At 55.4% G+C, this 24696-nt stretch carries 23 protein-coding genes, 6 tRNA genes and 3 rRNA genes; 23 read left to right on the top strand and 9 right to left on the bottom strand.

Annotation, left to right across the window (positions count from 1 at the left end; genetic code table 11):
* The first annotated feature begins 85 nt into the window (after positions 1 to 85).
* From ACA052_RS22185 to ACA052_RS22165, 5 genes are all read left to right on the top strand, one after another.
* A complete protein-coding gene (locus ACA052_RS22185) occupies positions 86 to 1327 on the top strand; it encodes an aspartate kinase (protein WP_497646797.1) in 1242 nt (413 codons plus the stop codon).
* 186 nt (positions 1328 to 1513) lie between these two features.
* Complete coding sequence (csrA, locus tag ACA052_RS22180) at positions 1514 to 1702, top strand: carbon storage regulator CsrA (protein WP_002554426.1); 189 nt, start codon at positions 1514 to 1516, stop codon at positions 1700 to 1702.
* 62 nt (positions 1703 to 1764) lie between these two features.
* Positions 1765 to 1855, top strand: a tRNA-Ser gene (locus ACA052_RS22175).
* A gap of 108 nt (positions 1856 to 1963) precedes the next feature.
* Positions 1964 to 2040: transfer RNA gene (locus tag ACA052_RS22170), tRNA-Arg, on the top strand.
* A 71-nt stretch (positions 2041 to 2111) separates the two neighbouring features.
* Positions 2112 to 2188 (top strand) — tRNA-Arg (locus ACA052_RS22165).
* A gap of 40 nt (positions 2189 to 2228) precedes the next feature.
* Here ACA052_RS22165 and ACA052_RS22160 read toward each other — a convergent pair.
* Entirely contained in the window at positions 2229 to 2726 is a 498-nt protein-coding gene (locus tag ACA052_RS22160) for a cell envelope protein SmpA (RefSeq protein WP_497646796.1), read from the bottom strand.
* A 320-nt stretch (positions 2727 to 3046) separates the two neighbouring features.
* On the opposite strand from ACA052_RS22160, the gene mgtE reads away from it, so the two are divergent.
* The gene (gene mgtE, locus ACA052_RS22155) at positions 3047 to 4489 is read left to right on the top strand and encodes a magnesium transporter (protein WP_497646795.1); all 1443 of its coding nucleotides are present in this window, start codon (positions 3047 to 3049) and stop codon (positions 4487 to 4489) included.
* Positions 4490 to 4588: 99 nt separating this feature from the next.
* On the opposite strand, the gene ACA052_RS22150 is transcribed toward mgtE, so the two are convergent.
* Complete coding sequence (locus ACA052_RS22150; protein ID WP_497646794.1) at positions 4589 to 4915, bottom strand: Arc family DNA-binding protein; 327 nt, start codon at positions 4913 to 4915, stop codon at positions 4589 to 4591.
* Between the two features lie 110 nt (positions 4916 to 5025).
* Here ACA052_RS22150 and ACA052_RS22145 point away from each other — a divergent pair, with 110 nt between their 5' ends.
* Both ACA052_RS22145 and phnN read left to right on the top strand, forming a co-directional pair.
* Positions 5026 to 5247 carry a hypothetical protein gene (locus tag ACA052_RS22145; protein ID WP_497650418.1) on the top strand — a complete coding sequence of 74 codons (222 nt, stop codon included), beginning with the start codon at positions 5026 to 5028 and terminating at the stop codon, positions 5245 to 5247.
* A gap of 53 nt (positions 5248 to 5300) precedes the next feature.
* A complete protein-coding gene (gene phnN / locus ACA052_RS22140; RefSeq protein WP_497646793.1) occupies positions 5301 to 5873 on the top strand; it encodes a phosphonate metabolism protein/1,5-bisphosphokinase (PRPP-forming) PhnN in 573 nt (190 codons plus the stop codon).
* Here phnN and ACA052_RS22135 read toward each other — a convergent pair.
* Positions 5848 to 6027 (bottom strand): PA3371 family protein, encoded by a 180-nt coding sequence (locus tag ACA052_RS22135; protein WP_497646792.1) that lies wholly within the window; start codon positions 6025 to 6027, stop codon positions 5848 to 5850. The two genes, phnN and ACA052_RS22135, sit on opposite strands and share 26 nt — an antisense overlap.
* A 21-nt stretch (positions 6028 to 6048) precedes the next feature.
* Positions 6049 to 6270, bottom strand: coding sequence for a hypothetical protein (locus tag ACA052_RS22130; protein WP_497646791.1), 222 nt, complete (start codon positions 6268 to 6270; stop codon positions 6049 to 6051).
* A gap of 292 nt (positions 6271 to 6562) precedes the next feature.
* Here ACA052_RS22130 and ACA052_RS22125 point away from each other — a divergent pair.
* From ACA052_RS22125 to rrf, 6 genes are all read left to right on the top strand, one after another.
* Positions 6563 to 6639: transfer RNA gene (locus ACA052_RS22125), tRNA-Arg, on the top strand.
* A gap of 686 nt (positions 6640 to 7325) precedes the next feature.
* Positions 7326 to 8862, top strand: a 16S ribosomal RNA gene (locus ACA052_RS22120).
* Positions 8863 to 8985: 123 nt separating this feature from the next.
* Positions 8986 to 9062 (top strand) — tRNA-Ile (locus ACA052_RS22115).
* A gap of 9 nt (positions 9063 to 9071) precedes the next feature.
* Positions 9072 to 9147, top strand: a tRNA-Ala gene (locus tag ACA052_RS22110).
* 239 nt (positions 9148 to 9386) lie between these two features.
* Positions 9387 to 12278, top strand: a 23S ribosomal RNA gene (locus tag ACA052_RS22105).
* A 159-nt stretch (positions 12279 to 12437) separates the two neighbouring features.
* Positions 12438 to 12553, top strand: a 5S ribosomal RNA gene (gene rrf / locus ACA052_RS22100).
* Together the 16S, 23S and 5S rRNA genes with 2 tRNA genes alongside form the textbook arrangement of a ribosomal RNA operon.
* Here the strand turns inward: rrf and ACA052_RS22095 are convergent.
* Complete coding sequence (locus tag ACA052_RS22095) at positions 12554 to 12781, bottom strand: hypothetical protein (protein ID WP_497650417.1); 228 nt, start codon at positions 12779 to 12781, stop codon at positions 12554 to 12556.
* Between the two features lie 101 nt (positions 12782 to 12882).
* Between ACA052_RS22095 and ACA052_RS22090 the strand changes: the two genes are divergently transcribed.
* From ACA052_RS22090 to ACA052_RS22075, 4 genes are all read left to right on the top strand, one after another.
* On the top strand, positions 12883 to 14487 hold the full coding sequence (locus tag ACA052_RS22090; protein WP_497646790.1) for a response regulator: 1605 nt from the start codon (positions 12883 to 12885) through the stop codon (positions 14485 to 14487).
* Entirely contained in the window at positions 14484 to 15176 is a 693-nt protein-coding gene (locus ACA052_RS22085; RefSeq protein ID WP_497646789.1) for a sensor histidine kinase, read from the top strand. The genes ACA052_RS22090 and ACA052_RS22085 overlap by 4 nt, the downstream gene beginning before the upstream one ends.
* Before the next feature lie 307 nt (positions 15177 to 15483).
* Positions 15484 to 16725 carry a glutamine synthetase family protein gene (locus ACA052_RS22080; protein ID WP_497650378.1) on the top strand — a complete coding sequence of 414 codons (1242 nt, stop codon included), beginning with the start codon at positions 15484 to 15486 and terminating at the stop codon, positions 16723 to 16725.
* Positions 16726 to 16794: 69 nt separating this feature from the next.
* Positions 16795 to 18171 (top strand): MFS transporter, encoded by a 1377-nt coding sequence (locus ACA052_RS22075; protein ID WP_497646788.1) that lies wholly within the window; start codon positions 16795 to 16797, stop codon positions 18169 to 18171.
* A 64-nt stretch (positions 18172 to 18235) separates the two neighbouring features.
* Here ACA052_RS22075 and ACA052_RS22070 read toward each other — a convergent pair whose 3' ends face one another.
* From ACA052_RS22070 to flgA, 4 genes are all read right to left on the bottom strand, one after another.
* On the bottom strand, positions 18236 to 18982 hold the full coding sequence (locus ACA052_RS22070; RefSeq protein WP_497646787.1) for a flagellar brake protein: 747 nt from the start codon (positions 18980 to 18982) through the stop codon (positions 18236 to 18238).
* Positions 18983 to 19075: 93 nt separating this feature from the next.
* Positions 19076 to 19543 carry a flagella synthesis protein FlgN gene (locus ACA052_RS22065; RefSeq protein WP_497646786.1) on the bottom strand — a complete coding sequence of 156 codons (468 nt, stop codon included), beginning with the start codon at positions 19541 to 19543 and terminating at the stop codon, positions 19076 to 19078.
* Between the two features lie 48 nt (positions 19544 to 19591).
* The gene (gene flgM, locus ACA052_RS22060; RefSeq protein ID WP_497646785.1) at positions 19592 to 19918 is read right to left on the bottom strand and encodes a flagellar biosynthesis anti-sigma factor FlgM; all 327 of its coding nucleotides are present in this window, start codon (positions 19916 to 19918) and stop codon (positions 19592 to 19594) included.
* Positions 19919 to 20084: 166 nt separating this feature from the next.
* Positions 20085 to 20846, bottom strand: coding sequence for a flagellar basal body P-ring formation chaperone FlgA (gene flgA / locus ACA052_RS22055; RefSeq protein WP_497646784.1), 762 nt, complete (start codon positions 20844 to 20846; stop codon positions 20085 to 20087).
* A gap of 82 nt (positions 20847 to 20928) precedes the next feature.
* Between flgA and ACA052_RS22050 the strand changes: the two genes are divergently transcribed.
* The 5 genes from ACA052_RS22050 to flgD all read left to right on the top strand — a co-directional run bounded on the left by ACA052_RS22050 (position 20929) and on the right by flgD (position 24666).
* Positions 20929 to 21861, top strand: coding sequence for a chemotaxis protein CheV (locus tag ACA052_RS22050; RefSeq protein ID WP_123432838.1), 933 nt, complete (start codon positions 20929 to 20931; stop codon positions 21859 to 21861).
* A gap of 46 nt (positions 21862 to 21907) precedes the next feature.
* Positions 21908 to 22735: a protein-glutamate O-methyltransferase CheR gene (gene cheR, locus ACA052_RS22045; RefSeq protein WP_497646783.1), complete on the top strand. Its 828-nt coding sequence runs from the start codon at positions 21908 to 21910 to the stop codon at positions 22733 to 22735.
* 338 nt (positions 22736 to 23073) lie between these two features.
* Positions 23074 to 23481: a flagellar basal body rod protein FlgB gene (gene flgB, locus ACA052_RS22040; RefSeq protein ID WP_157714477.1), complete on the top strand. Its 408-nt coding sequence runs from the start codon at positions 23074 to 23076 to the stop codon at positions 23479 to 23481.
* A gap of 3 nt (positions 23482 to 23484) precedes the next feature.
* A complete protein-coding gene (gene flgC, locus ACA052_RS22035) occupies positions 23485 to 23928 on the top strand; it encodes a flagellar basal body rod protein FlgC (RefSeq protein ID WP_497646782.1) in 444 nt (147 codons plus the stop codon).
* Positions 23929 to 23943: 15 nt separating this feature from the next.
* Entirely contained in the window at positions 23944 to 24666 is a 723-nt protein-coding gene (gene flgD, locus ACA052_RS22030) for a flagellar hook assembly protein FlgD (RefSeq protein WP_497646781.1), read from the top strand.
* The last annotated feature ends 30 nt before the right edge of the window (positions 24667 to 24696 follow it).

The raw sequence follows: 24696 nt of genomic DNA, 5'->3' as shown, positions 1-24696 counted from the left end.
ATGTTCGGCCCGCAGTCTAGTGGCGGGCCGGAATGCTGTTTGAGTGATTATTTGGGCGCCCGTCATGGGCAGAGGCGGCTTTGAAATGGCTTTGATCGTACAGAAATTTGGAGGCACCTCAGTCGGCACTGTCGAGAGAATCGGGCAGGTCGCCGACAAGGTTAAGAAATTCCGCGATGCCGGCGATGACCTGGTGGTTGTGCTGTCTGCAATGAGCGGCGAAACCAACCGTCTGATCGATCTGGCCAAGCAAATCAGTGGCGACGACCAACCGGTTCCGCGTGAGCTGGATGTGATCGTCTCCACCGGCGAGCAGGTGACGATTGCACTGTTGGCCATGGCGCTGATCAAGCGCGGCGTGCCAGCGGTGTCTTACACCGGCAATCAGGTACGGATTCTGACGGACAGCGCGCACAATAAAGCGCGTATCTTGCAGATTGATGACCAGAAGATTCGCGGTGATCTGAAGGCAGGTCGTGTGGTGGTTGTCGCCGGTTTCCAGGGCGTCGACGAGCACGGCAACATCACCACCCTCGGGCGTGGCGGTTCCGACACCACCGGCGTGGCCCTGGCAGCAGCCTTGAAGGCTGACGAATGCCAGATCTACACCGATGTCGACGGCGTCTACACCACCGACCCGCGTGTGGTGTCCGTGGCTCAGCGCCTGGACAAGATTACCTTCGAAGAGATGCTGGAAATGGCCAGCCTCGGTTCGAAGGTGTTGCAGATCCGTGCGGTCGAGTTCGCCGGCAAGTACAACGTTCCGCTGCGCGTACTGCACAGCTTCAAGGAGGGTCCGGGCACCCTCATTACTATTGATGAAGAGGAAACCATGGAACAGCCGATCATTTCCGGCATCGCTTTCAACCGCGATGAAGCCAAGCTGACCATCCGTGGCGTGCCAGACACCCCGGGCGTTGCGTTCAAGATTCTCGGTCCGATCAGCGGCGCGAACATCGAAGTCGACATGATCGTGCAGAATGTCGCGCACGATAACACCACCGACTTCACCTTCACCGTGCACCGCAATGACTTCCAGGCCGCACAAACCGTGCTGGAAAACACTGCTCGCGAGATCGGTGCCCGTGAAGTGGTTGGCGACATCAAGATCGCCAAGGTTTCGATCGTCGGCGTCGGCATGCGTTCTCACGCAGGCGTGGCCAGCCGTATGTTCGAATCCCTGGCCAAGGAAAGCATCAACATCCAGATGATCTCGACTTCGGAAATCAAAGTCTCCGTAGTGATCGAAGAGAAGTACCTGGAACTGGCTGTGCGCGCTCTGCACACAGCTTTCGAACTGGACGCGCCGGCCCGTCAGGGCGAGTGATGCGTTTGCCAAAGGGCGCGGTCTGACCGCGCCTTTTGTTTTTTGCAAGGCGCGACCCAGGAACTGTTCTTTTGCTCGCGCTGGTCAATACTCAGGCATGTAGGGCTGCGACCTTTCAGGTTGTAGGTCGAGTGCCTTTTTTTTGCAGACTGTTGTCCCTGAAATGAAATGCGTGAGGAGAAAGGTATGCTGATTCTGACTCGTCGGTGCGCAGAAAGCCTGATTATTGGTGATGGCGAAATCACTGTGACCGTGCTCGGCGTCAAAGGAAATCAAGTGCGTATCGGTGTCAACGCCCCGAAAGAGGTTGCTGTCCACCGTGAGGAAATCTACCTGCGTATAAAGAAAGAGAAGGACGAAGAACCAAGCCATTAATTTTTATCGTTTTTTATGTTTGCAAACGGGGAAAAGGTTGGTTAAGATACGCCCCGTGTTGCGGAGAGCTGGCCGAGTGGCCGAAGGCGCTCCCCTGCTAAGGGAGTACACCTCACAAGGGTGTCGGGGGTTCGAATCCCCCGTTCTCCGCCATTATTTGCGTAGTACGTTGTAATCTGGCTTCTTCGGTAAGTTGTTGAAATTACTAGAAAAAAGCGCTTTACAAAAAGATTCAACGGCCTATAATGCGCGGCAACAAATGCACTCGTAGCTCAGCTGGATAGAGTACTCGGCTACGAACCGAGCGGTCACAGGTTCGAATCCTGTCGAGTGCACCATTTAAGAGTTGTTTGCAGTAATGTGAATGACTTGGCTTCAACCAGTTGTGATCTGGTATAAAACCACAAATGCACTCGTAGCTCAGCTGGATAGAGTACTCGGCTACGAACCGAGCGGTCACAGGTTCGAATCCTGTCGAGTGCACCAAACACCAAAAAGCCCGCGTTTAACGCGGGCTTTTTGCCGTCTAGGATTTGGCTTTTCCTTTGGTGCATCCTCTCTCGTCGAACTCGACATGTGCGCTACGACCTCGCTTGGTGTCGTATCGATAGCTCGTGGCCGAATTCCGAATACTGACCTTGTCTGGCTTGCCCAAAGCGCTCTCGACGTCCTGCTGACTCATGCCGGCGACAACGCGCTGATTGATGATGGCTTCACGACGTTCCCGGGCGCTGATCAGGTTTCCACATTTATCCTCGCTCTGGCCGACCACGGTCGGCTCTCTCCTGTTGATTTTCTTGGCTGATGTTTCACGAATGTCGGCCTCTGGCATCAGGGCCGTCGTGCTGCCTGGAGTGAAAGTGCGTACCTCCTGAAGCGAAAGGCTTTCTCCAGGGCTACAGCTCAGCGTGGTGAAGGTAATGCGTCCGTCGACCGCTTCGCATCGGTGAATGTTCGTCGCAAGCGCCCAGGGTGGCGGGCAGAGTAGGGTAATCAGCAAAAAACAATGTGTTTTGGATAGCATCCAGCGTCCTCCATGACGGTCCATCTCCAGAGTAGCCCTTACATTTTTCGACTGCGGTGTGTTTTCTTTTCAGGATGAGTCGTCGCATTTTCATGTATCAGGACAGTGCTCAGGTTTGTCTCGCAAGCGCTTGTTTCAGCCATGATTTTTTAACATTTAAAAATGCTAGCCGGTGTATCATTGCGGCCGTCAGCCCCGCCGGGGCTTGTGGAATACCTCCATGGACTTACCCAGTAGTTACTCAGTAAACCGTTTTTCCAATCATGAATTGACTGATTGATCCTTCCGGCGTGCCCCGCTGCTGGGAGTGGAGTTCGCCTATGTCTGAAGTTGAAGTAAAGAAAACGCAAGAAAGCCTGCAGGACCGCCTCGCTCAAGTGATTGAGCTGTTGCAGCGCCAGCGGGTGGTTGAAGATCTGACTCACCGCCAGGAAGGTCCGCATCACGACCGGGTCGAAAACCTGGTCCACCGGCAGAACCTCGTCGAATTGCAACGCAAGCTCGATGACCTGCACTCCGCTGACGTCGCCTATATCCTTGAAGCCCTGCCGCTGGACGATCGTCTGTCGCTCTGGCAATTGGTCAAGGCTGATCGCGACGGCGACATTCTTCTCGAAGTATCCGACTCTGTTCGTGAAACCCTGATCGCCGACATGGACGATCACGAGCTCCTGGCTGCGGCCAAGGACATGGACGCCGACGAACTTGCTGACCTGGCCTCTGAGCTGCCGCGAGACGTTGTCCACGAGTTGATGGAAACCCTCGATGGTCAGCAGCGTGAGCGCGTGCGCTCTGCCTTGTCTTACGACGAGGAGCAGGTCGGTGCGCTGATGGACTTCGAGATGGTTACCATCCGCGAAGATGTCAGTCTTGAAGTGGTACTGCGCTATCTGCGTCGCCTGAAAGAATTGCCCGGCCACACCGACAAATTGTTTGTGGTCGATTATGACGGCGTACTCAAGGGCGTTTTGCCGATCAAACGTTTGCTGGTGAACGACCCGGAAAAACAAGTTTCGGAAGTCATGGCAAGCGACCCGGTTAGTTTTCATCCGGATGAGGATGCCTATGATGCTGCCCAGGCGTTCGAGCGTTATGACCTGATTTCGGCCCCTGTGGTCGACAAAAACGGCAAGCTGATCGGCCGTCTGACCATAGATGAGATGGTCGATCTGATTCGTGAAGAGAGCGAAAACGAAGTTCTCAACATGGCAGGTCTGCGTGAAGAGGAAGATATTTTCGCATCGGTCTGGAAATCCCTTCGCAACCGCTGGGCCTGGCTGGCGGTAAACCTGATTACTGCGTTTATCGCGTCACGGGTAATCGGACTGTTTGAAGGCTCGATCGAGAAGTTAGTGGCGCTCGCGGCATTAATGCCGATTGTGGCGGGTATTGGTGGCAACTCGGGTAACCAGACCATCACCATGATCGTTCGGGCGATGGCGCTGGATCAGGTGAGCACCGGCAATACTTCGCGCTTGATGCGTAAGGAGTTGGCGGTCGGCCTGATTAATGGCCTGGTCTGGGGCGGGGTGATCGGCGTTGTTGCCTACTTGCTATATGGCAGCTGGTCTCTGGGCGTGGTAATGACCGCCGCCATGACGCTCAACCTTTTGCTTGCTGCGCTGATGGGGGTTTTGATCCCGATGACCTTGGCACGACTCGGGCGTGACCCAGCAATGGGCGCCAGCGTGATGATCACCGCCATGACCGATAGCGGCGGGTTTTTCATATTCCTGGGGTTAGCAACCATCTTTCTGCTCTGATCGCTTTTTTTGAAAACCCGCCAATCGGCGGGTTTTTTTTGATCGAATTTCAGGCAAAAAAAAGCCAGCAATTACGCTGGCTTTGGATTTTCGGATGAATCAGGACGGGTCTGCGGCCAGTTCGGCGTCATGGGCAATCAGCGAAACAAGTGCGTTCTGCTGACGGTGAGAAAGTTGGCGAAAGCGTTGCAGCAGTTCTCGTTCGTGCAATGACAGCTCGGGGCTGTCCAGGCGCATGCTCAACTCTTCCCCCAACGCGCCTTCCTGAATGAGGCTCTGTTCAAGGCGCGCGATGATTTCGGAGTTCATGCTGCGATGATGATTGCGAGCCACCTCGGCAATGCGTTCACGCATTCCGTCTGGCAGACGTACGACGAACTTGTCAGCCGTACGGCTGGAATAAATTGCCTGTTTCAATGGGCGCATATATTTAACCGGTTAGTTCAGGGGAGCGGTTCTCGGGATTGGCCGCAGGATGTCTGATAGGACAAGCGCTCTGGCCAAATGTTCAACCTGAATTGATAGAGGCTCGCATCATGCCTCAAATTAGCCAGATCATTGGCGTCAATTCTGTGACAAATATTGAACTGGATAAAGGCGTTATGCCAGCACCAATTATCAGAAATGCGGACTGGTTTGAAAAGTCCGGCCTCGTCCGCATCACTGATCGCATCGCTCGCCCGACGGGTACTGCCTGCGCAGGCTTGAAGGTGCATGCTAAGCGGATTCGATCAATGTTCCTTACCTATACAGGATAGTGGCAAATGGCCGATTTACTAGGGGCAGACGTTCAGTGGAGGGCGAATTCAGGATGGATGGCAGGCTAATTTTTTTGATGGGGCCTTCCGGGTCTGGTAAGGACAGTCTTATTGACGCCGCTAGAGAACAATTGCGCGCACTTAATTGCGAAGTGGTACGTAGAGTCATCACTCGCTCGGCAGAGTCGGTGGGTGAGGATGCTATTGGCGTTTCCCGAGATGAGTTCGAGCGACGCAAGCTTGAGGGCTGCTTTGCGCTGTCCTGGAAAGCCAATGGTCTGGGTTATGGAATTCCGACTGAAATTGATCTATGGCTTAAAGGCGGCCGACATGTTCTGGTCAACGGCTCCCGTGGCCATTTTGCTGAAGCGATATCGCGGTATCCCACGTTATTGCCAGTTCTTTTGGTAGTCGAGAGCGATGTTCTGCGACAACGTATATCGCTGCGTGGGCGGGAAAGTTCTGCGGAGATTGATGCGAGGCTGCTGCGCAATGGGTTATTCACGGCGAACGCCACAATCGGCGGTACGAAGGTTTATCGGCTCGACAACTCGGGAGACCTCGCTGGCACGGTTACTAATCTGTTGGATTTGCTGAGGGTTAGCGCAGTACGGGATCGAACTTGATCCTGCGTCCTGCGACCAGCGCCAGTACGAATAACGCACCAAATACGCAGCAAGCGATCAGGGCGAGGGTACTAAGGGTGTCCCTGTCCATGGATAGATGAGTAATGCCGCTCAGTAAGGCAAGGATGAAAAATCCAGCGGCTGATTTGGACATGCTGCGCTCCTATGAAGTGATTCAAAATACCAGGTGCCCGGAAGTCTGAGTCGTCGGCGGGCTATCGTCACTGCTGACGAGAACTCGCTGTTCATTCATGACCGCCAGTTGTGGGGCTCGTTGTAGCTGGAGATAGTGCGGCATGCGTTGGGCAACCGGTTCTGCTCCGCTCTCAGGGGCAAAATGAAAGCCCAACAAAACCGTCAGGGCGATCGCATTTGAGAGTAAAAGGGCGCTATTCATCAGAGTTGGCCTCCGTTGTTCTTTGAGAACAGCTAAAGCAGCCTGTATGCCAAGAGCTTAACGTCTATTAAAGTCTTCAAAAACAATAGGTTAGGATATTTTTGTCGGGTGTCATCATTGCATTTTGCAATGATATCTTTTCCCAGAGGGTGCAATTTGCACGATTATCGCATTCGTGTGGCGATTAGGAGTGTGCCTACACTTAATAGCGCAACGGACGACATGACAAATGCAGGGTTGGCCGTTAACATGCACGCCGTCTATTGCCTTGCCGTCCTGGCAGGCGGCTTGTGTCTCAGTAGCTCAATTGGATAGAGCATCCCCCTCCTAAGGGGAAGGTTGGCAGTTCGAACCTGCCCTGGGACACCATTTTCATTCAGAATCTCCTACGTTACGGATACTTCCACTGGATCCTCATCGGGGTGTGGCGGAAGGGCGTAGGAGTGTTTCTGAAAGCAAAAAGCCCCGTATTACCCCTCTTCTCCGGCTGATCTCCTGTTAGTCAGGTGTCCTTTCGGTTTCGTCTATATAGATGCAGCGATTTTGAGATCCTGATAGAAAAGCAAAATCAGCGCTTGACGGCAGATTCTGAGCCTCTATAATTCGCCCCACTTCCGGCGCAGTCGAAACGGAAAACTCCTTGGTAAACAAAGAGTTACGCAGTTTTCGACAGTGAGTTGCTTCAGGTCATCGAAGCCGAAAGGGAGTTGAAAAAGAGGTGTTGACAGCAGCGAGTTACGCTGTAGAATTCGCCTCCCGCTGACGAGAGATCGAAAGCGCAAGTGGTTGAAGTTGCAGAGGAAACTTTGAAAACTTCGAAAAATAACCGCTTGACAGCAACAGAGGCTGCTGTAGAATGCGCGCCTCGGTTGAGACGAAAGATCTTAACCAACCGCTCTTTAACAACTGAATCAAGCAATTCGTGTGGGTGCTTGTGGAGTCAGACTGATAGTCAACAAGATTATCAGCATCACAAGTTACTCCGCGAGAAATCAAAGATGTAACCAACGATTGCTGAGCCAAGTTTAGGGTTTCTTAAAAACCCAAAGATGTTTGAACTGAAGAGTTTGATCATGGCTCAGATTGAACGCTGGCGGCAGGCCTAACACATGCAAGTCGAGCGGTAGAGAGAAGCTTGCTTCTCTTGAGAGCGGCGGACGGGTGAGTAATGCCTAGGAATCTGCCTGGTAGTGGGGGATAACGCTCGGAAACGGACGCTAATACCGCATACGTCCTACGGGAGAAAGCAGGGGACCTTCGGGCCTTGCGCTATCAGATGAGCCTAGGTCGGATTAGCTAGTTGGTGAGGTAATGGCTCACCAAGGCGACGATCCGTAACTGGTCTGAGAGGATGATCAGTCACACTGGAACTGAGACACGGTCCAGACTCCTACGGGAGGCAGCAGTGGGGAATATTGGACAATGGGCGAAAGCCTGATCCAGCCATGCCGCGTGTGTGAAGAAGGTCTTCGGATTGTAAAGCACTTTAAGTTGGGAGGAAGGGCAGTACATTAATACTGTGCTGTTTTGACGTTACCGACAGAATAAGCACCGGCTAACTCTGTGCCAGCAGCCGCGGTAATACAGAGGGTGCAAGCGTTAATCGGAATTACTGGGCGTAAAGCGCGCGTAGGTGGTTCGTTAAGTTGGATGTGAAATCCCCGGGCTCAACCTGGGAACTGCATTCAAAACTGTCGAGCTAGAGTATGGTAGAGGGTGGTGGAATTTCCTGTGTAGCGGTGAAATGCGTAGATATAGGAAGGAACACCAGTGGCGAAGGCGACCACCTGGACTGATACTGACACTGAGGTGCGAAAGCGTGGGGAGCAAACAGGATTAGATACCCTGGTAGTCCACGCCGTAAACGATGTCAACTAGCCGTTGGGAGCCTTGAGCTCTTAGTGGCGCAGCTAACGCATTAAGTTGACCGCCTGGGGAGTACGGCCGCAAGGTTAAAACTCAAATGAATTGACGGGGGCCCGCACAAGCGGTGGAGCATGTGGTTTAATTCGAAGCAACGCGAAGAACCTTACCAGGCCTTGACATCCAATGAACTTTCCAGAGATGGATTGGTGCCTTCGGGAACATTGAGACAGGTGCTGCATGGCTGTCGTCAGCTCGTGTCGTGAGATGTTGGGTTAAGTCCCGTAACGAGCGCAACCCTTGTCCTTAGTTACCAGCACGTAATGGTGGGCACTCTAAGGAGACTGCCGGTGACAAACCGGAGGAAGGTGGGGATGACGTCAAGTCATCATGGCCCTTACGGCCTGGGCTACACACGTGCTACAATGGTCGGTACAGAGGGTTGCCAAGCCGCGAGGTGGAGCTAATCCCAGAAAACCGATCGTAGTCCGGATCGCAGTCTGCAACTCGACTGCGTGAAGTCGGAATCGCTAGTAATCGCGAATCAGAATGTCGCGGTGAATACGTTCCCGGGCCTTGTACACACCGCCCGTCACACCATGGGAGTGGGTTGCACCAGAAGTAGCTAGTCTAACCTTCGGGAGGACGGTTACCACGGTGTGATTCATGACTGGGGTGAAGTCGTAACAAGGTAGCCGTAGGGGAACCTGCGGCTGGATCACCTCCTTAATCGACGACATCAGCTGCTCCATAAGTTCCCACACGAATTGCTTGATTCATTGAAGAAGACGATAGAAGCAGCTTTAAGCTCCAAGCTGATAGCTCAACGCTAACAGTTACGCGCTCGAAATTGGGTCTGTAGCTCAGTTGGTTAGAGCGCACCCCTGATAAGGGTGAGGTCGGCAGTTCGAATCTGCCCAGACCCACCAATTTTGTATGGGGCCATAGCTCAGCTGGGAGAGCGCCTGCCTTGCACGCAGGAGGTCAACGGTTCGATCCCGTTTGGCTCCACCATTAACTGCTTCTGCTGTTAGAGTTTAGAAATGAATATTCCAGCGTGAATATTGATTTCTAGTCTTTGATTAGATCGTTCTTTAAAAATTTGGGTATGTGATAGAAAGATAGACTGGACGTTACTTTCACTGGTAACGGATCAGGCTAAGGTAAAATTTGTGAGTTGCTCTTAATTGAGTATTATCGAATTTTCGGCGAATGTCGTCTTCACAGTATAACCAGATTGCTTGGGGTTATATGGTCAAGTGAAGAAGCGCATACGGTGGATGCCTTGGCAGTCAGAGGCGATGAAAGACGTGGTAGCCTGCGAAAAGCTTCGGGGAGTCGGCAAACAGACTTTGATCCGGAGATGTCTGAATGGGGGAACCCAGCCATCATAAGATGGTTATCTTAAGCTGAATACATAGGCTTAAGAGGCGAACCAGGGGAACTGAAACATCTAAGTACCCTGAGGAAAAGAAATCAACCGAGATTCCCTTAGTAGTGGCGAGCGAACGGGGACTAGCCCTTAAGTGGCTTTGAGATTAGCGGAACGTTCTGGAAAGTACGGCCATAGTGGGTGATAGCCCTGTACGCGAAAATCTCTTAGTCATGAAATCGAGTAGGACGGAGCACGAGAAACTTTGTCTGAATATGGGGGGACCATCCTCCAAGGCTAAATACTACTGACTGACCGATAGTGAACTAGTACCGTGAGGGAAAGGCGAAAAGAACCCCGGAGAGGGGAGTGAAATAGATCCTGAAACCGTATGCGTACAAGCAGTGGGAGCCCACTTTGTTGGGTGACTGCGTACCTTTTGTATAATGGGTCAGCGACTTATTTTCAGTGGCGAGCTTAACCGAATAGGGGAGGCGTAGCGAAAGCGAGTCTTAATAGGGCGTCTAGTCGCTGGGAATAGACCCGAAACCGGGCGATCTATCCATGGGCAGGTTGAAGGTTGGGTAACACTAACTGGAGGACCGAACCGACTACCGTTGAAAAGTTAGCGGATGACCTGTGGATCGGAGTGAAAGGCTAATCAAGCTCGGAGATAGCTGGTTCTCCTCGAAAGCTATTTAGGTAGCGCCTCATGTATCACTGTAGGGGGTAGAGCACTGTTTCGGCTAGGGGGTCATCCCGACTTACCAAACCGATGCAAACTCCGAATACCTACAAGTGCCGAGCATGGGAGACACACGGCGGGTGCTAACGTCCGTCGTGAAAAGGGAAACAACCCAGACCGTCAGCTAAGGTCCCAAAGTTATGGTTAAGTGGGAAACGATGTGGGAAGGCTTAGACAGCTAGGAGGTTGGCTTAGAAGCAGCCACCCTTTAAAGAAAGCGTAATAGCTCACTAGTCGAGTCGGCCTGCGCGGAAGATGTAACGGGGCTCAAACCATACACCGAAGCTACGGGTATCACTTAGGTGATGCGGTAGAGGAGCGTTCTGTAAGCCTGTGAAGGTGAGTTGAGAAGCTTGCTGGAGGTATCAGAAGTGCGAATGCTGACATGAGTAACGACAATGGGTGTGAAAAACACCCACGCCGAAAGACCAAGGTTTCCTGCGCAACGTTAATCGACGCAGGGTTAGTCGGTCCCTAAGGCGAGGCTGAAAAGCGTAGTCGATGGAAAACAGGTTAATATTCCTGTACTTCTGGTTATTGCGATGGAGGGACGGAGAAGGCTAGGCCAGCTTGGCGTTGGTTGTCCAAGTTTAAGGTGGTAGGCTGGAATCTTAGGTAAATCCGGGATTCTAAGGCCGAGAGCTGATGACGAGTTACCCTTTGGGTGACGAAGTGGTTGATGCCATGCTTCCAAGAAAAGCTTCTAAGCTTCAGGTAACCAGGAACCGTACCCCAAACCGACACAGGTGGTTGGGTAGAGAATACCAAGGCGCTTGAGAGAACTCGGGTGAAGGAACTAGGCAAAATGGCACCGTAACTTCGGGAGAAGGTGCGCCGGTGAGGGTGAAGCATTTACTGCGTAAGCCCATGCCGGTCGAAGATACCAGGCCGCTGCGACTGTTTATTAAAAACACAGCACTCTGCAAACACGAAAGTGGACGTATAGGGTGTGACGCCTGCCCGGTGCCGGAAGGTTAATTGATGGGGTTAGCTAACGCGAAGCTCTTGATCGAAGCCCCGGTAAACGGCGGCCGTAACTATAACGGTCCTAAGGTAGCGAAATTCCTTGTCGGGTAAGTTCCGACCTGCACGAATGGCGTAACGATGGCGGCGCTGTCTCCACCCGAGACTCAGTGAAATTGAAATCGCTGTGAAGATGCAGTGTATCCGCGGCTAGACGGAAAGACCCCGTGAACCTTTACTATAGCTTTGCACTGGACTTTGAATTTGCTTGTGTAGGATAGGTGGGAGGCTTTGAAGCGTGGACGCCAGTTCGCGTGGAGCCAACCTTGAAATACCACCCTGGCAACTTTGAGGTTCTAACTCAGGTCCGTTATCCGGATCGAGGACAGTGTATGGTGGGTAGTTTGACTGGGGCGGTCTCCTCCTAAAGAGTAACGGAGGAGTACGAAGGTGCGCTCAGACCGGTCGGAAATCGGTCGTAGAGTATAAAGGCAAAAGCGCGCTTGACTGCGAGACAGACACGTCGAGCAGGTACGAAAGTAGGTCTTAGTGATCCGGTGGTTCTGTATGGAAGGGCCATCGCTCAACGGATAAAAGGTACTCCGGGGATAACAGGCTGATACCGCCCAAGAGTTCATATCGACGGCGGTGTTTGGCACCTCGATGTCGGCTCATCACATCCTGGGGCTGAAGCCGGTCCCAAGGGTATGGCTGTTCGCCATTTAAAGTGGTACGCGAGCTGGGTTTAGAACGTCGTGAGACAGTTCGGTCCCTATCTGCCGTGGACGTTTGAGATTTGAGAGGGGCTGCTCCTAGTACGAGAGGACCGGAGTGGACGAACCTCTGGTGTTCCGGTTGTCACGCCAGTGGCATTGCCGGGTAGCTATGTTCGGAATAGATAACCGCTGAAAGCATCTAAGCGGGAAACTAGCCTCAAGATGAGATCTCACTGGGACCTTGAGTCCCCTGAAGGGCCGTCGAAGACTACGACGTTGATAGGTTGGGTGTGTAAGCGCTGTGAGGCGTTGAGCTAACCAATACTAATTGCCCGTGAGGCTTGACCATATAACACCCAAGCAATTTGTGAACTCGAAAGAGGCCAGATTGCGGTGTGTGAAGACGAAACGAACCGAAAGTTCGAGATACTCACAAAGCACCAAGATCTATCACATACCCATTCGCTGGAGCGTGATCCGCAAGGAGAACGACCTGGCTACCGAATTTCTTGACGACCATAGAGCATTGGAACCACCTGATCCCATCCCGAACTCAGCAGTGAAACGATGCATCGCCGATGGTAGTGTGGGGTTTCCCCATGTGAGAGTAGGTCATCGTCAAGATTAAATTCCGAAACCCCTATCTGCGTATGCAGGTAGGGGTTTTGTTTTGCCCGCAGGAAAGTTTGCCTGCGCCGGAGCGGCGGTGCCGGTCTTGGCGCGGAAGATCCGGTTGCGTTTATCCACCGGGGCAAACAGCTCGTGACAAGCGTCAGCACTTTCGGACCTCTCAAGGAACAGGAAGCCGCCAGGGCGCAGCGCGAAGTGGAACATCTGGAGGATTTCGCACATTTAGAGGGTGCTTGCGTAGCAGGAGTTCTCAAGGGAATGGTACTTCTGGCCGATAACCCGAACGGTCATGGTCTTCTACTTAATTTGCCTGGAAATCTTCGATGCTGTCGTATCACCAAAAGAGCTTTCTGATCGTCGACGATTTCTCGGATTTCCGCAGTTCCGTCAGGTCCATGCTCCGGGAGTTGGGCATCAAGGACGTCGATACCGCGGATACCGGTGAGCAGGCGCTGCGCATGTGCTCGCAAAAGTCTTACGATTTTATCCTGCAGGATTTTCACCTGGGGGATGGCAAGAAGAACGGCCAGCAGGTACTCGAAGACCTGATGATCGAAAAGCTCATCAGCCACGAGGCCGTATTCGTCATGGTCACCGCCGAGACGAGCCAGGCCATGGTGCTCAGCGCCCTGGAGCACGAACCTGATGCCTACCTGACGAAACCCTTCAACCGATCCGGCCTGGCCCAGCGCCTGGATCGGCTGGAGCAACGCAAGAACCTGCTCAAGCCTATCCTGCAAGCACTCGATCGGGGCAAGCCACTCGAGGTGCTCAACGCCTGCATCGAGTTGTGCAAGAAAGACATCCGATATTCACCGCTGTGCCTGCGTTATCGCGCGGACGCGTTGCGCGACTTGAATCAGAACGAAGCACTGGAGCGTCTGTACGACAGCATTATTGCTGACCGCCCTTTGCCGTGGGCGTTTGCCGGATTGGGCAAGTTGCTGTTCAAGCGCGGCCAGGTCAGTCAGGCCAAAGGCATTTACGAAAAAGCCCTTAAAGTGTTTCCGATGATGCCGGCGCTGTACGACGGTATGGCCGACGTGCTGGTCGTCGAGGGGGACACCAAGGCCGCCCAAAAAGTGTTGGAAGAGGCGATTCGCCTGTCGCCGCTGGCGGTTCGCCGGCAAGCGCTGCTGGGCAAACTGGCGATGTCCAACGAAGATTTCGAAACCGCCTCCAAGGCTTATCGCCAAGCCGTATCGCAGGGCGCGCAGTCACGTTTCAAGGACGCCGAAAGCAACTTGGGCCTGGCTCACGCGTTAATCAGCAAGGGCAGCGATAAAGGTCTGGATACCCGCACGCGACTGGAAATCAACACGACCCTCAGTATGGTGGCCAAGGAGAATCCGAGCGATCCAGGTTTGCAGATCCGTGCGCGGCTGATGAAAGCCACCAGTCTGCTGCTCAACGATGCTGAAACCGCCGAAAAGCTCACCGAACAGGCGATGATGCGCCTCGATGGCATGGAGCAATTCATGAGCCCCGAAGCGGCGCTGTTGGTGGCCAAGCAGTTGCAAATGCTCGGCCAGGCGAGCGCTGGAGCGTCTATGTTGAAAAGCTGTGCGGAAATTTATGGTGACGATCCTGTGGTGATGCAAGGGATCGCCAAATTGACCGATGACCCGGCGATTCTCAGTTCCAGCAACATGGCCGCCGACCTCAACCGTCAAGGCGTACGGGTGTACAAGTCCGGTAACTTGCCGGAGGCCCGCGCGGTATTTCGCAAAGCCCTGGCGATGCAGCCGAAAAACATCAGCATCGCGCTCAACATGGCGCAGTCGCTGCTCCATGGCACTGACACCCGTGTGCCTTCGGCCGAAATGGAAGAATGTAGGGCTTGCCTGAAACTGGTCGGCATGATGCCCGACACCGACGCGCGTTATCCGCGCTACCAAAAACTGAAAATCAAGGCGTTCGGTGGATGAGCCAGGACAACCCCGCATTGGATTTTTCGACGGTGATTGCCTCCACCGTGCACGACATGAAGAACTCGCTGGCCATGCTGATGCAGGCCCACAGCCAGTGGCTGGCACGTTTACCCGATCCTGAGCACCACAGTCCCGAGCAGGGCGTCATCGAGTACGAGTTCGCTCATCTCAATGGCATGCTGGTGCAGTTACTGGGCTTGTACAAACTGGGCGTCAACCAGATGCCGTTGCAGCCGGCTTACCACGAGCTGGACGATTTCATCGAAGCGCAACTGGCCTCCCATCAAGAGGTCTTTGCCAGCCGCGGGATCATCGCAACCTATGAAGTGGACCCGTTGAGCCCCCTGGGCTTTTTCGACCGGGAACTGGTCGCCTCGGTGCTGGGCAACAGCATCAACAATGCCATCCGTTACGCCCGCCACGCGCTGCTGATTACCGTCAGTGACGAGGCCGGGCAGTTGGTCTTGACCATCAACGATGATGGCGAGGGTTATTCGCCCGAGATGATCGAGCGTCAGGCTGATTACGTGCAGGGCATCAACCACAGCACGGGCAGTACCGGGCTGGGCTTGTACTTCGCCGGGCGGATTGCCGCGCTGCATCAGCGTAATGGTGTGGGCGGACGCACCGAAATCAGCAATGGCGGCTCTTTGGGCGGCGGAAAATTCAGCCTCTACCTCCCCTGACGAACACTTCCCCTATAGGAGCTGCCGCAGGCTGCGATCTTTTGATCTTGTTTTTAAAAAGCAACGTCAAAAGATCGCAGCCTGCGGCAGCTCCTACAGGGGGGGGGCGTGAATTCTTTGTGTGGGGTGCTTGATATTCCGAACACGCGGAGCCTATTTTGTACGCGTCGCCGTTCGCGGCTCGTACAACAACAAGGATTGCGTCATGACTACCGACGGCCAGGGCTCACTCGCGCAGCGATTGACGGGCATCAATGAGATCGAATGCGTCACGCCGGATTTGAATGGAGTACCCCGGGGCAAGGTGATGACCGCCGAGGGGTTCCTCGAAGGGCGGCGCTTGCAGATGGCGCGGGGTGTGCTGCTGCAATGCATCATGGGCGGATATCCGCCAGCGCGCTTTTACGGGAGTGATGATGGCGATCTCGCCCTCGTCCCCGATCCAGCGCAAATCCATCGCTTGCCCTGGAGCGAGCAGTCACGAGCTTTCGCCATTTGCGATGCAGATGAATTGACCGGTGAGAGCTCTCGTCTTTCGACACGCGGCCAACTCAAGGCCGTGATCGCCCGTTATGCCACGCTCGGTCTGTCACCCGTGGTGGCAACCGAGCTCGAATTCTTCATCTTTGCGCCCAATACCGACCCGACTCAACCGTTCGTGCCACCGGTCGGTCTGGATGGTCGCCGCGAGGAAGGTCATTCGGCATTCAGCGTCAGTTCCAACAACGGTTTGCGGCCGTTCTTCAGTGAAGTGTATGAATGCATGTCCGCACTGGGTTTGCCACGCGACACGTTCATGCACGAGATGGGTGTCAGCCAGTTCGAGATCAACCTGTTGCACGGCGATCCGTTGCTGTTGGCCGACCAGACGTTCCTGTTCAAACACCTGCTGAAAGAAGTCGCACTCAAGCACGGATTGACGGTGGTGTGCATGGCCAAGCCGCTGGCACATACACCGGGCAGTTCGATGCATATTCACCAGAGCATCGTCGACATCGGCACCGGCCGTAACGTGTTCAGCGACGAGGACGGCCAGCCGACCGCGACCTTCCGTCACTTCATCGGTGGCCTGCAGGCTGGCATGGCGGACTTCACCGCCCTCTTCGCGCCGAACGTGAACTCCTATCAGCGTCTGTGCCATCCGTTCGCCTCACCGAACAATGCCTGTTGGTCCCACGATAATCGCGCCGCCGGGTTGCGCATTCCCGCCAGTTCGCCGGCCGCTCGTCGGGTCGAAAACCGTTTGCCGGGCGCCGATGCCAACCCGTATCTGGCGATTGCAGCGAGCCTGGCAGCCGGGTTGTATGGCATCGTCAACGAACTGGAGCCGAGCGAGCCGATCCAGGGTGAATTCGAAGTGCCGGACAATCTTTCATTGCCGTGTACCTTGCATGCCGCCCTTGAGCGTCTGAAACGTAGCCAATTGGCGAAGGAACTGTTCGGCAAGGAGTTCATCGAAGGCTACGTCGCTTCGAAGACCATGGAGTTGACCAGTTTCTTCGATGAAATTACTCCCTGGGAGCGACGTGTCCTCGCCGCCCAGGCCTGACGAACCTTCGTCTTCGGGCTATCGTTTGATTAGTCCGTTTCTCACTGCAAGGAGCCGCTCGGAACGCCGATGCGCCAAATCTGGAAACCTTTTCGAGCGCTTTATTTTGCCTCGCTGATGATGTTGATCGGCTCTGGCTTGCTGAGTACTTACCTGGGCTTGCGCCTGGCGGCTGATCACGTCGACAGCCTGTGGGTCGGCGCGCTGATGGCGGCGAACTATTTCGGTCTCGTCCTGGGCGGCAAGATCGGTCACCGTTTGATTGCCCGGGTCGGGCATATTCGAGCCTACTCGGCCTGCGCGGGGATTGTCGGTGCAGCGGTGCTTGGTCACGGCCTGATCGACTGGCTGCCGGCCTGGATATTCCTGCGGGTCATCGTCGGCCTCGGCATGATGTGCCAGTACATGGTCATCGAAAGCTGGCTCAATGAGCAGGCCGAAGCCTCACAGCGCGGGGCGGTGTTCAGCGGCTATATGATCGCCTCGTACCTGGGGCTGGTGCTGGGTCAGCTGATTTTGGTCATGCACCCGGCGCTGGGCCTGGAACTGTTGATGCTGGTCGCGTTGTGCTTCGCGCTGTGCCTGGTGCCGGTGGCCCTGACTCGCCGGATTCACCCGGCACCGCTGCATCCCGCGCCGATGGAGCCGCGGTTCTTCATCAAGCGCGTGCCGCAGTCGTTGAGCACGGTGCTGGGGGCAGGGCTGATCATTGGTTCTTTTTACGGTCTGGCGCCGCTTTATGCCTCTCAGCAAGGGTTATCCACGGAGCAGGTCGGTCTGTTCATGGGTAGCTGCGTTTTCGCCGGGCTGATGGTGCAGTGGCCGTTGGGCTGGCTGTCCGACCGTTATGATCGGGCGTTGTTGATTCGCTGTTTTGCGACCGTCCTGGCCGTGGCTGCGTTGCCGTTGGCAATCATGCAACAGGTGTCACTGGAGATATTGTTCATCGCCGGGTTTGTGTGTTCGCTGGTCATGTTCTGCCTGTATCCGCTGGCGGTGGCCTTCTCCAATGACCACGTCGAAGGCGATCGTCGCGTGTCCCTGACCGCAATGCTGCTGGTGACCTACGGCGTCGGCGCCAGTATCGGGCCGTTGGTGGCCGGGGTGCTGATGAAGCTGTTCGGCAGTCATATGCTGTATGCGTTCTTCAGTTTTTTCGCGTTGGTGCTGGTGTGGCGGATCCGCCCGAAAGCGGTCACCAACCTGCATCAGGTCGACGACGCACCGCTGCATCACGTGGCCATGCCGGACAGTATGTCGAGTTCGCCGCTGGTGGCGTGCCTTGACCCGCGTGTCGACGAGCAAGTGGTACACGATCAGATGCAGAACCCGATCAACCCCGAGCCTGAGCCTGAGTCGGGACCCGAGTCAGAGCCCGACGCCGATTCGGATCCGAAAGACCCTGACGCGGGGCGCGAGCAAAGCTTTACCGAGGCGAGGCCCTGAATCCAGGGCATAAAAAAACGGGCAGTCACCGTAAGGGACTGCCCGTTTTCATTGAAGGATTTTATTACATGTCGTCTTTGTCAAAGCGCCGTGCTTCGCGCTGAAGCTGATAGACGAAGCGCTCGACCTGACGCTGTACCAGCCCGCTCATGTTGTGAAAGCGTACGCCGGCAAACGTCGTGGAGATTTTTTCTTCGAAGTGCAAGTACCGCAATTCGACCGGCGCCGTCATGTTGCCAAAAGGCAAGGAGGCCATGAAGCGGTCGTAGACCTGACCCAGTTGCAGGCGGCCAGTGATGTCACCTTCGAAGCGCAACTTGCAACCGGTCGCGGAAATGTCCAGCAGCTTGCCGCCGATAGGTGACTTGAGTTTCTCACCACCGATCTCGACATCGACCAGTTGCGCAAGCTTCAACGCAGCCCGGAAGGCATTGCGACGCTGGTGGTAGACGACTTCGTCGGGCAGAGGGCCCCGATAGCAGCGGGTGTTATTGGACTCGTCGATGCTCAGTGGCGCGTTGCTTTCCCAGGCAATGCGCACACCGTCATGAAACCCTTCAATCCGGAACGATTCGCCGGCCAGCAAATAGCGCTCGCCGTCGCGGGGCACCATTTCATCCAGGGCAATCATGTTGTTTTCACGGTCGACGTCTACCAGATAAGTCTGGAAGCGCTGGTTGCGCTCGTGGAACGTGATGATCAGCGGGTCATGGCTTTCCTGCAGCTGCCGCAGGTTGCCAGCGATTTCCATGGGCGTCGCGAGCACCTTGGGTGGCTGCGGAGTATCTTCCGCGGTTAAGGCATTAGACACGGTTCATCAATCTCCACACAAAATATGACTGCGGCTGGCCATCATATTGCCAGCATGTGACGCGTCTTGATAGGGCAAGCTCATCGGATGGACTTAAGCCTGACTGAGCGGGCGTGGCATGGCAAGCTTGGAGGTTGATCCACGGGCGTCGTAAAGCGCTGGCGGTTCGCCGCCGGTGAGGATTTTCAGCTGATTGGCCGTGGCGGCCTGCTGTACCAGGATCGATTGGCCATTGTTGACGTTGATGGCTTGGCACTGGGCCAAAAGTTGCGTGAGCACGTCGCTCTGCTCCAGCAGCTGGTCACCGATGCTCGAATGGCTGGCGAGTTGCTCCAGTCCATTGCGATTGGCAGGCAGACTCAGGCTGGCGAGAATTTCACTGCGCTTGCGGCCATGCTGCTCGAGCAAGATGATCAATGCCTGTTTCTGCGCCAGAATTTCTTCTAGCAGTTGCATCTCCCGACCGTGCAGCGCGAGTGACTCGGTCTGCAGCAACGCCAGCAATTGTTGCGCTGGAGCAAAGTCGTCGGTGATCAGTTGCAGTAAATTAGTGTCGTGCATGGCTGGCCTTGGGTTTTAAGCGTCCAAAAGCCTGGCGCCGGCCTTGGCCTAGCGCTGGGCTTCGAAGTTGAGCAGTTTGCTGGCTACACGGTTGCTGTCGACTTTATAGCTGCCATCGGCAATCGCTGCTTTCAACTCGGCCACGCGGGCGTTGTCGACGGCAGGCTGATCGCGCAGCTTGTCAGTGACCTTCTGCAACTGTTGAGCCTCATCGCTGAAATGTACCGATTCCCCGCTCTTGACGGTACTGGCCTGTTCGGCCGGGGTAGTCAGCGGCGCGGATTTGCCGGCTTCGGCAGTGTCCTTGGCAGCGCTGGTACGTGTACCACCGGTAAGTGACGAGGAGCTGTTCAACCGGCTGAAATCGATGACCATGATAAAAAACCTCTGGGTATTTGGACGCTTGCCATGTTTTCGGCCATACCCGGAAAAACTTTAGGCCCAATTATCAATGAGCTTGCGCGCGTCAACGCTTGCCCTGCATGGGGCACAGTTTAGGGAACAGTCGGTCTGTTCGCCACATCCACACCAACAGAAAGCCCTACATGGCCACTTCCACCTGACCCGGCGCGATGACTTGCGCCTTGATCACCCGTTGGGAGTTGAGGTTTTTCACCCGGATCTGTTCACGCAAACCGCCGTTGGACAATGCTTCCCCCGGCATGCGCACGCTGAGCGTACCACTGCGCGCGGTAATCACCACTTGGTCACCCTTGCTGATCACTTCCGCCTGTTCCATGTGCACCAAGGTAATGACTTGGTCGGCGACCATTGGTCGGGTCAATTTTTGCCCGATCGCCTGGTCGACCGACGTCAGGTAGCCCTGGCTGATCAGGCTGATGTCGCGCTCGCGCAGCGCCACGTCTTGAGGTTCGATAATGCCGGCGCGGCGCAGGGGGCGGGTGGTGGTCACAATGTCGCGAAACAGGCGCACTTGAGCGGGTACGAAGACCGTCCAGGGTGACGCCCCCTCGCAGCGAACCTTGACCGTAACCCGACCCAGTGGCTTGGCCGGACTCTCGAGGGTGGCTGTCAATTCCTTGTCGCACATGGGCATGCGCAGACGCGGATCAAGCTGGTTGACTTCGATTTCGTAACGGCCTTCCGTTTGACTCGTAGCCAGATAGTCCTCTACGGTGAATTCAAGAAAGCCCTGAGTGACGCCGATAAGCATGTCAGGCAAGGTAACCGCGTCAGCAAGGGCAGGGCTGCCAGCGTTGAACAGGCAAACGGCCGACATCGCGCAAAGCACTTTGCGCAAGTTTGATGTCAGGCGTCGAAAAAATGTCGGTTCTGTGTTCATAAGAGTTAAAAAGCAAGCGCCGTGCCGTTTAGTGATGAAGGTGCGTCGCAACACACTTAAGCGTTGGTGTAGGAGTCTGTGCATGGCTGGGGTAATGGATGCGGTAAACCAGCGCACGCAACTGGTGGGGCAGAATCGCCTTGAGCTGTTGTTGTTCCGTCTCGACGGCCAGCAGCTCTACGGGATCAATGTGTTCAAGGTTCGCGAGGTGCTGCAATGCCCCAAGCTGACCCTGATGCCCAAGTCCAGTCCTGTCGTGTGCGGTGTGGCAAACATCCGGGGGGCGACCATTCCGATTCTGGATCTGGCGATGGCGACCGGTTCCGGCGCGCTGAAGGATCAAAGCAATCCTTTCGTGATCATCACGGAGTACAACACCAAGACCCAGGGTTTCCTGGTGCGGTCGGTGGAACGTATCGTCAACATGAACTGGGAGGAGATTCATCCGCCACCCAAGGGCACGGGGCGCGACCATTACCTGACGGCTGTGACTCGGGTCGACAATCAGTTAGTCGAAATCATCGACGTCGAGAAAGTGCTGGCAGAAGTGGCGCCGACACCGGAAGCGATTTCGGTGGGCGTGGTGGATGTCGAAACCCAGCACAAGGCGCTGTCCCTGAAAGTATTGACGGTCGATGACTCGTCGGTGGCGCGCAAGCAAGTCACCCGTTGCCTGCAGACGGTCGGCGTCGAAGTGGTGGCGTTGAACGACGGCAAGCAAGCGCTGGATTACCTGCGCAAGCTGGTCGACGAGGGCAAGAAGCCGGAAGAAGAGTTCCTGATGATGATTTCCGACATTGAGATGCCGGAAATGGACGGGTACACCCTGACGGCCGAGATCCGCAACGACCCTCGCATGCAAAAGCTTCATATCATCCTGCATACTTCGTTGTCGGGCGTATTCAATCAGGCGATGGTCAAGAAAGTCGGAGCCGATGACTTCCTTGCCAAATTCCGTCCTGATGACCTGGCATCCCGGGTAGTCGACCGGATCAAAGCAGCAGACATCAGCTAGGGGCCTTCTGCTCCTGGTGATAAACACGATTTAAGAGGCGGCATCATTGTCTACGGGTAATTTGGATTTCGAACAATTCCGGGTATTTCTGGAAAAAGCCTGTGGCATTTTGCTCGGTGAAAACAAGCAGTACCTGGTCTCGAGCCGTCTCAACAAGCTGATGGAACAGCAGGGCATCAAGTCTTTGGGTGAGTTGGTCCAGCGCATCCAGACCCAGCCGCGCAGCGGTTTGCGCGAAATGGTGGTGGATGCCATGACCACCAATGAAACCCTGTGGTTTCGTGACACCTATCCGTTTGAAGTCTTGAAGAACAAGGTGTTGCCCGAAGCGATCAAGGCGGCCCCTGGCCAGCGTCTGCGGATCTGGTCGGCGGCGTGCTCATCGGGTCAGGAACCGTATTCGCTGTCGATGTCCATCGATGAGTTCGAACGGGTCAACCTGGGTCAGTTGAAGATGGGTGTGCAGATTGTTGCCACTGACCTGTCCGGCACCATGCTGACCAATTGCAAGACCGGCGAGTACGACAGCCTGGCGATCGGCCGGGGTCTGTCGCCCGAGCGCCTCCAGCGTTACTTCGACCCGAAAGGGCCGGGCCGCTGGGCAATCAAGGCACCGATCAAAAGTCGGGTGGACTTTCGTTCGTTCAACCTGCTGGACAGCTATGCCAGCCTCGGCAAGTTCGACATCGTGTTCTGCCGCAACGTATTGATCTACTTCTCTGCCGAGGTGAAGAAAGACATTCTGTTGCGCATCCACAGCACGTTGAAGCCGGGCGGGTATCTGTTCCTCGGCGCGTCCGAAGCGCTGAACGGTTTGCCGGACCACTACCAGATGGTCCAGTGCAGCCCGGGAATTATTTACCAGGCGAAGTGATGCAAGTGCGGCAGTCAAAAAAAAGCGGGAGCCCAAGGCTCCCGTTTTTTTTTGCCTGCCGCACTTGCATCACGTAGGAGCTGCCGCAGGCTGCGATCTTTTGATCTTGTATTTTTAAGAGCGAGATCAAGATCAAAAGATCGCAGCCTGCGGCAGCTTCTACAGGGAGGAGGGGAAAGCGGCAGAAAAGCGGCAGGCGGCGGAAAACGGTTGCCGCTTTTCTGGCATTGCCGCGTTGCCACCGCCCGCAAAGCCACGGTTTATGGGCTTTTTTGAATTGGCACGCCGCTTGCTATGTTCAACCTACGAAAAATCAGGTCACCCGAAGGTTTCCCGGCATGAGCATCAGTTTCGATAAAGCGCTCGGTATCCACGAACAAGCCCTGGGCTTCCGCGCTCAGCGTGCCGAAGTCCTGGCCAACAACATCGCCAACGCCGATACCCCGAACTACAAGGCTCGGGATCTGGACTTCTCGAAAGTGCTCGCCGAGCAGAACGAGAAAACCAAGAACGGTACTTTCGCCTTGAACATGACCAACAGCCGCCATATCGAAGCTGAAGGCCTGGGCAATGGCGACGAGTCGCTGCTGTATCGCACGCCGATGCAACCGTCGATCGACCAGAACACCGTGGACGCCCAACTGGAGCAGTCGAACTACGCGGAAAACGCGGTCAACTTCCAGGCCAGCTTCACCCTGCTCAACAGCAAATTCAAAGGGCTGGTGTCAGCCCTTCGCGGAGAGTAAGCCATGTCTCTATCCAGTGTTTTCAACATTGCCGGTAGCGGCATGAGTGCCCAGACCACTCGCTTGAACACCGTGGCCTCGAACATCGCCAACGCCGAAACCGTCTCGTCGAGCATCGACAAGACCTATCGTGCGCGGCACCCGGTGTTCGCCACCATGTTCCAGGGCGGCCAGAGCGGCGGCAGCGATTCGTTGTTCCAGAGCCAGGACGCGGCCGGTCAAGGCGTACAAGTGCTTGGCGTGGTCGAAGACCAGAGCAACCTTGAAGCGCGCTATGAGCCGAACCATCCGGCGGCCGACGCCAAGGGCTACGTCTACTACCCGAACGTCAACGTGGTGGAAGAAATGGCTGACATGATTTCCGCGAGCCGTTCGTTCCAGACCAACGCCGAAATGATGAACACCGCCAAAACCATGATGCAGAAGGTCCTGACCCTCGGTCAGTGATAAGGGGCGACTTTCATGAGTATTACCGATACCACCAGCAGCTTGAGCCTCAACGACATCCTGGCCAACTCCTCAGTCAAGACCAACACCAGCGCCGACGGCCTGGCGTCGGCGACCAACAGTGCCACGGGCAAACAGTCCCTGGGCAAGGACGCGTTCCTGCAATTGCTGGTCACCCAGCTGAAAAACCAGAACCCGCTCGAACCGCAGGACAACGGTGCGTTCGTCGCCCAGTTGGCGCAGTTCAGTAGTCTGGAAGGCATCACCACGCTCAACGACACGGTGAGCGGCATTGCCGGCAACTACAACTCGTCCCAGGCCTTGCAGGCTTCGTCGCTGGTGGGCCGTTCGGTCATCGCGCCGGGCGACAAGGCAGTGGTCGACACGTCCAAGAGCCTCAACGGCTCGGTCGTGGTGCCAGGTTCGGTGGCCGGGGTCACCCTCAAGATTGCGGACAAGGACGGCAAGGTTGTCCGCACCATCGATATGGGCAGTCAGTCCGCCGGCAATGCCAGTTTCATCTGGGACGGCAAGGACGATGCGGGCACCACCGCCGCACCGGGCACCTACACCTTTACTGCGTCGACCACCATCGACAGCCAGGCGGTATCGCTGGTCACCAATCTGCCGGCGACCGTCAACAGCGTCACCATCAGCCAGACGGGCGGTGAGCTGATGCTCAACCTGGCCGGGCTGGGCAGCATTGCCCTGTCCAAAGTTCAAACCATTGGTATATAGAGCCGACTAACCGGCACAAAGGAGTGGAAT

This window comes from Pseudomonas sp. LBUM1644, assembly GCF_059716195.1.
Note: the sequence above shows the minus strand (reverse complement) of the source record. Positions and strands in the feature narration are given on the sequence as shown.

Bases quoted from the DNA above. Each gene is read 5' to 3' on its own strand.
- ACA052_RS22185 (WP_497646797.1), top strand. From the start codon at position 86: ATGGCTTTGATCGTACAGAAATTTGGAGGCACCTCAGTCGGCACTGTC.
- csrA (WP_002554426.1), top strand. From the start codon at position 1,514: ATGCTGATTCTGACTCGTCGGTGCGCAGAAAGCCTGATTATTGGTGAT.
- ACA052_RS22160 (WP_497646796.1), bottom strand. From the start codon at position 2,726: ATGCTATCCAAAACACATTGTTTTTTGCTGATTACCCTACTCTGCCCG.
- mgtE (WP_497646795.1), top strand. From the start codon at position 3,047: ATGTCTGAAGTTGAAGTAAAGAAAACGCAAGAAAGCCTGCAGGACCGC.
- ACA052_RS22150 (WP_497646794.1), bottom strand. From the start codon at position 4,915: ATGCGCCCATTGAAACAGGCAATTTATTCCAGCCGTACGGCTGACAAG.
- ACA052_RS22145 (WP_497650418.1), top strand. From the start codon at position 5,026: ATGCCTCAAATTAGCCAGATCATTGGCGTCAATTCTGTGACAAATATT.
- phnN (WP_497646793.1), top strand. From the start codon at position 5,301: ATGGATGGCAGGCTAATTTTTTTGATGGGGCCTTCCGGGTCTGGTAAG.
- ACA052_RS22135 (WP_497646792.1), bottom strand. From the start codon at position 6,027: ATGTCCAAATCAGCCGCTGGATTTTTCATCCTTGCCTTACTGAGCGGC.
- ACA052_RS22130 (WP_497646791.1), bottom strand. From the start codon at position 6,270: ATGAATAGCGCCCTTTTACTCTCAAATGCGATCGCCCTGACGGTTTTG.
- ACA052_RS22095 (WP_497650417.1), bottom strand. From the start codon at position 12,781: ATGTGCGAAATCCTCCAGATGTTCCACTTCGCGCTGCGCCCTGGCGGC.
- ACA052_RS22090 (WP_497646790.1), top strand. From the start codon at position 12,883: ATGCTGTCGTATCACCAAAAGAGCTTTCTGATCGTCGACGATTTCTCG.
- ACA052_RS22085 (WP_497646789.1), top strand. From the start codon at position 14,484: ATGAGCCAGGACAACCCCGCATTGGATTTTTCGACGGTGATTGCCTCC.
- ACA052_RS22080 (WP_497650378.1), top strand. From the start codon at position 15,484: ATGACCGCCGAGGGGTTCCTCGAAGGGCGGCGCTTGCAGATGGCGCGG.
- ACA052_RS22075 (WP_497646788.1), top strand. From the start codon at position 16,795: ATGCGCCAAATCTGGAAACCTTTTCGAGCGCTTTATTTTGCCTCGCTG.
- ACA052_RS22065 (WP_497646786.1), bottom strand. From the start codon at position 19,543: ATGCACGACACTAATTTACTGCAACTGATCACCGACGACTTTGCTCCA.
- flgM (WP_497646785.1), bottom strand. From the start codon at position 19,918: ATGGTCATCGATTTCAGCCGGTTGAACAGCTCCTCGTCACTTACCGGT.
- flgA (WP_497646784.1), bottom strand. From the start codon at position 20,846: ATGAACACAGAACCGACATTTTTTCGACGCCTGACATCAAACTTGCGC.
- ACA052_RS22050 (WP_123432838.1), top strand. From the start codon at position 20,929: ATGGCTGGGGTAATGGATGCGGTAAACCAGCGCACGCAACTGGTGGGG.
- flgB (WP_157714477.1), top strand. From the start codon at position 23,074: ATGAGCATCAGTTTCGATAAAGCGCTCGGTATCCACGAACAAGCCCTG.
- flgC (WP_497646782.1), top strand. From the start codon at position 23,485: ATGTCTCTATCCAGTGTTTTCAACATTGCCGGTAGCGGCATGAGTGCC.
- flgD (WP_497646781.1), top strand. From the start codon at position 23,944: ATGAGTATTACCGATACCACCAGCAGCTTGAGCCTCAACGACATCCTG.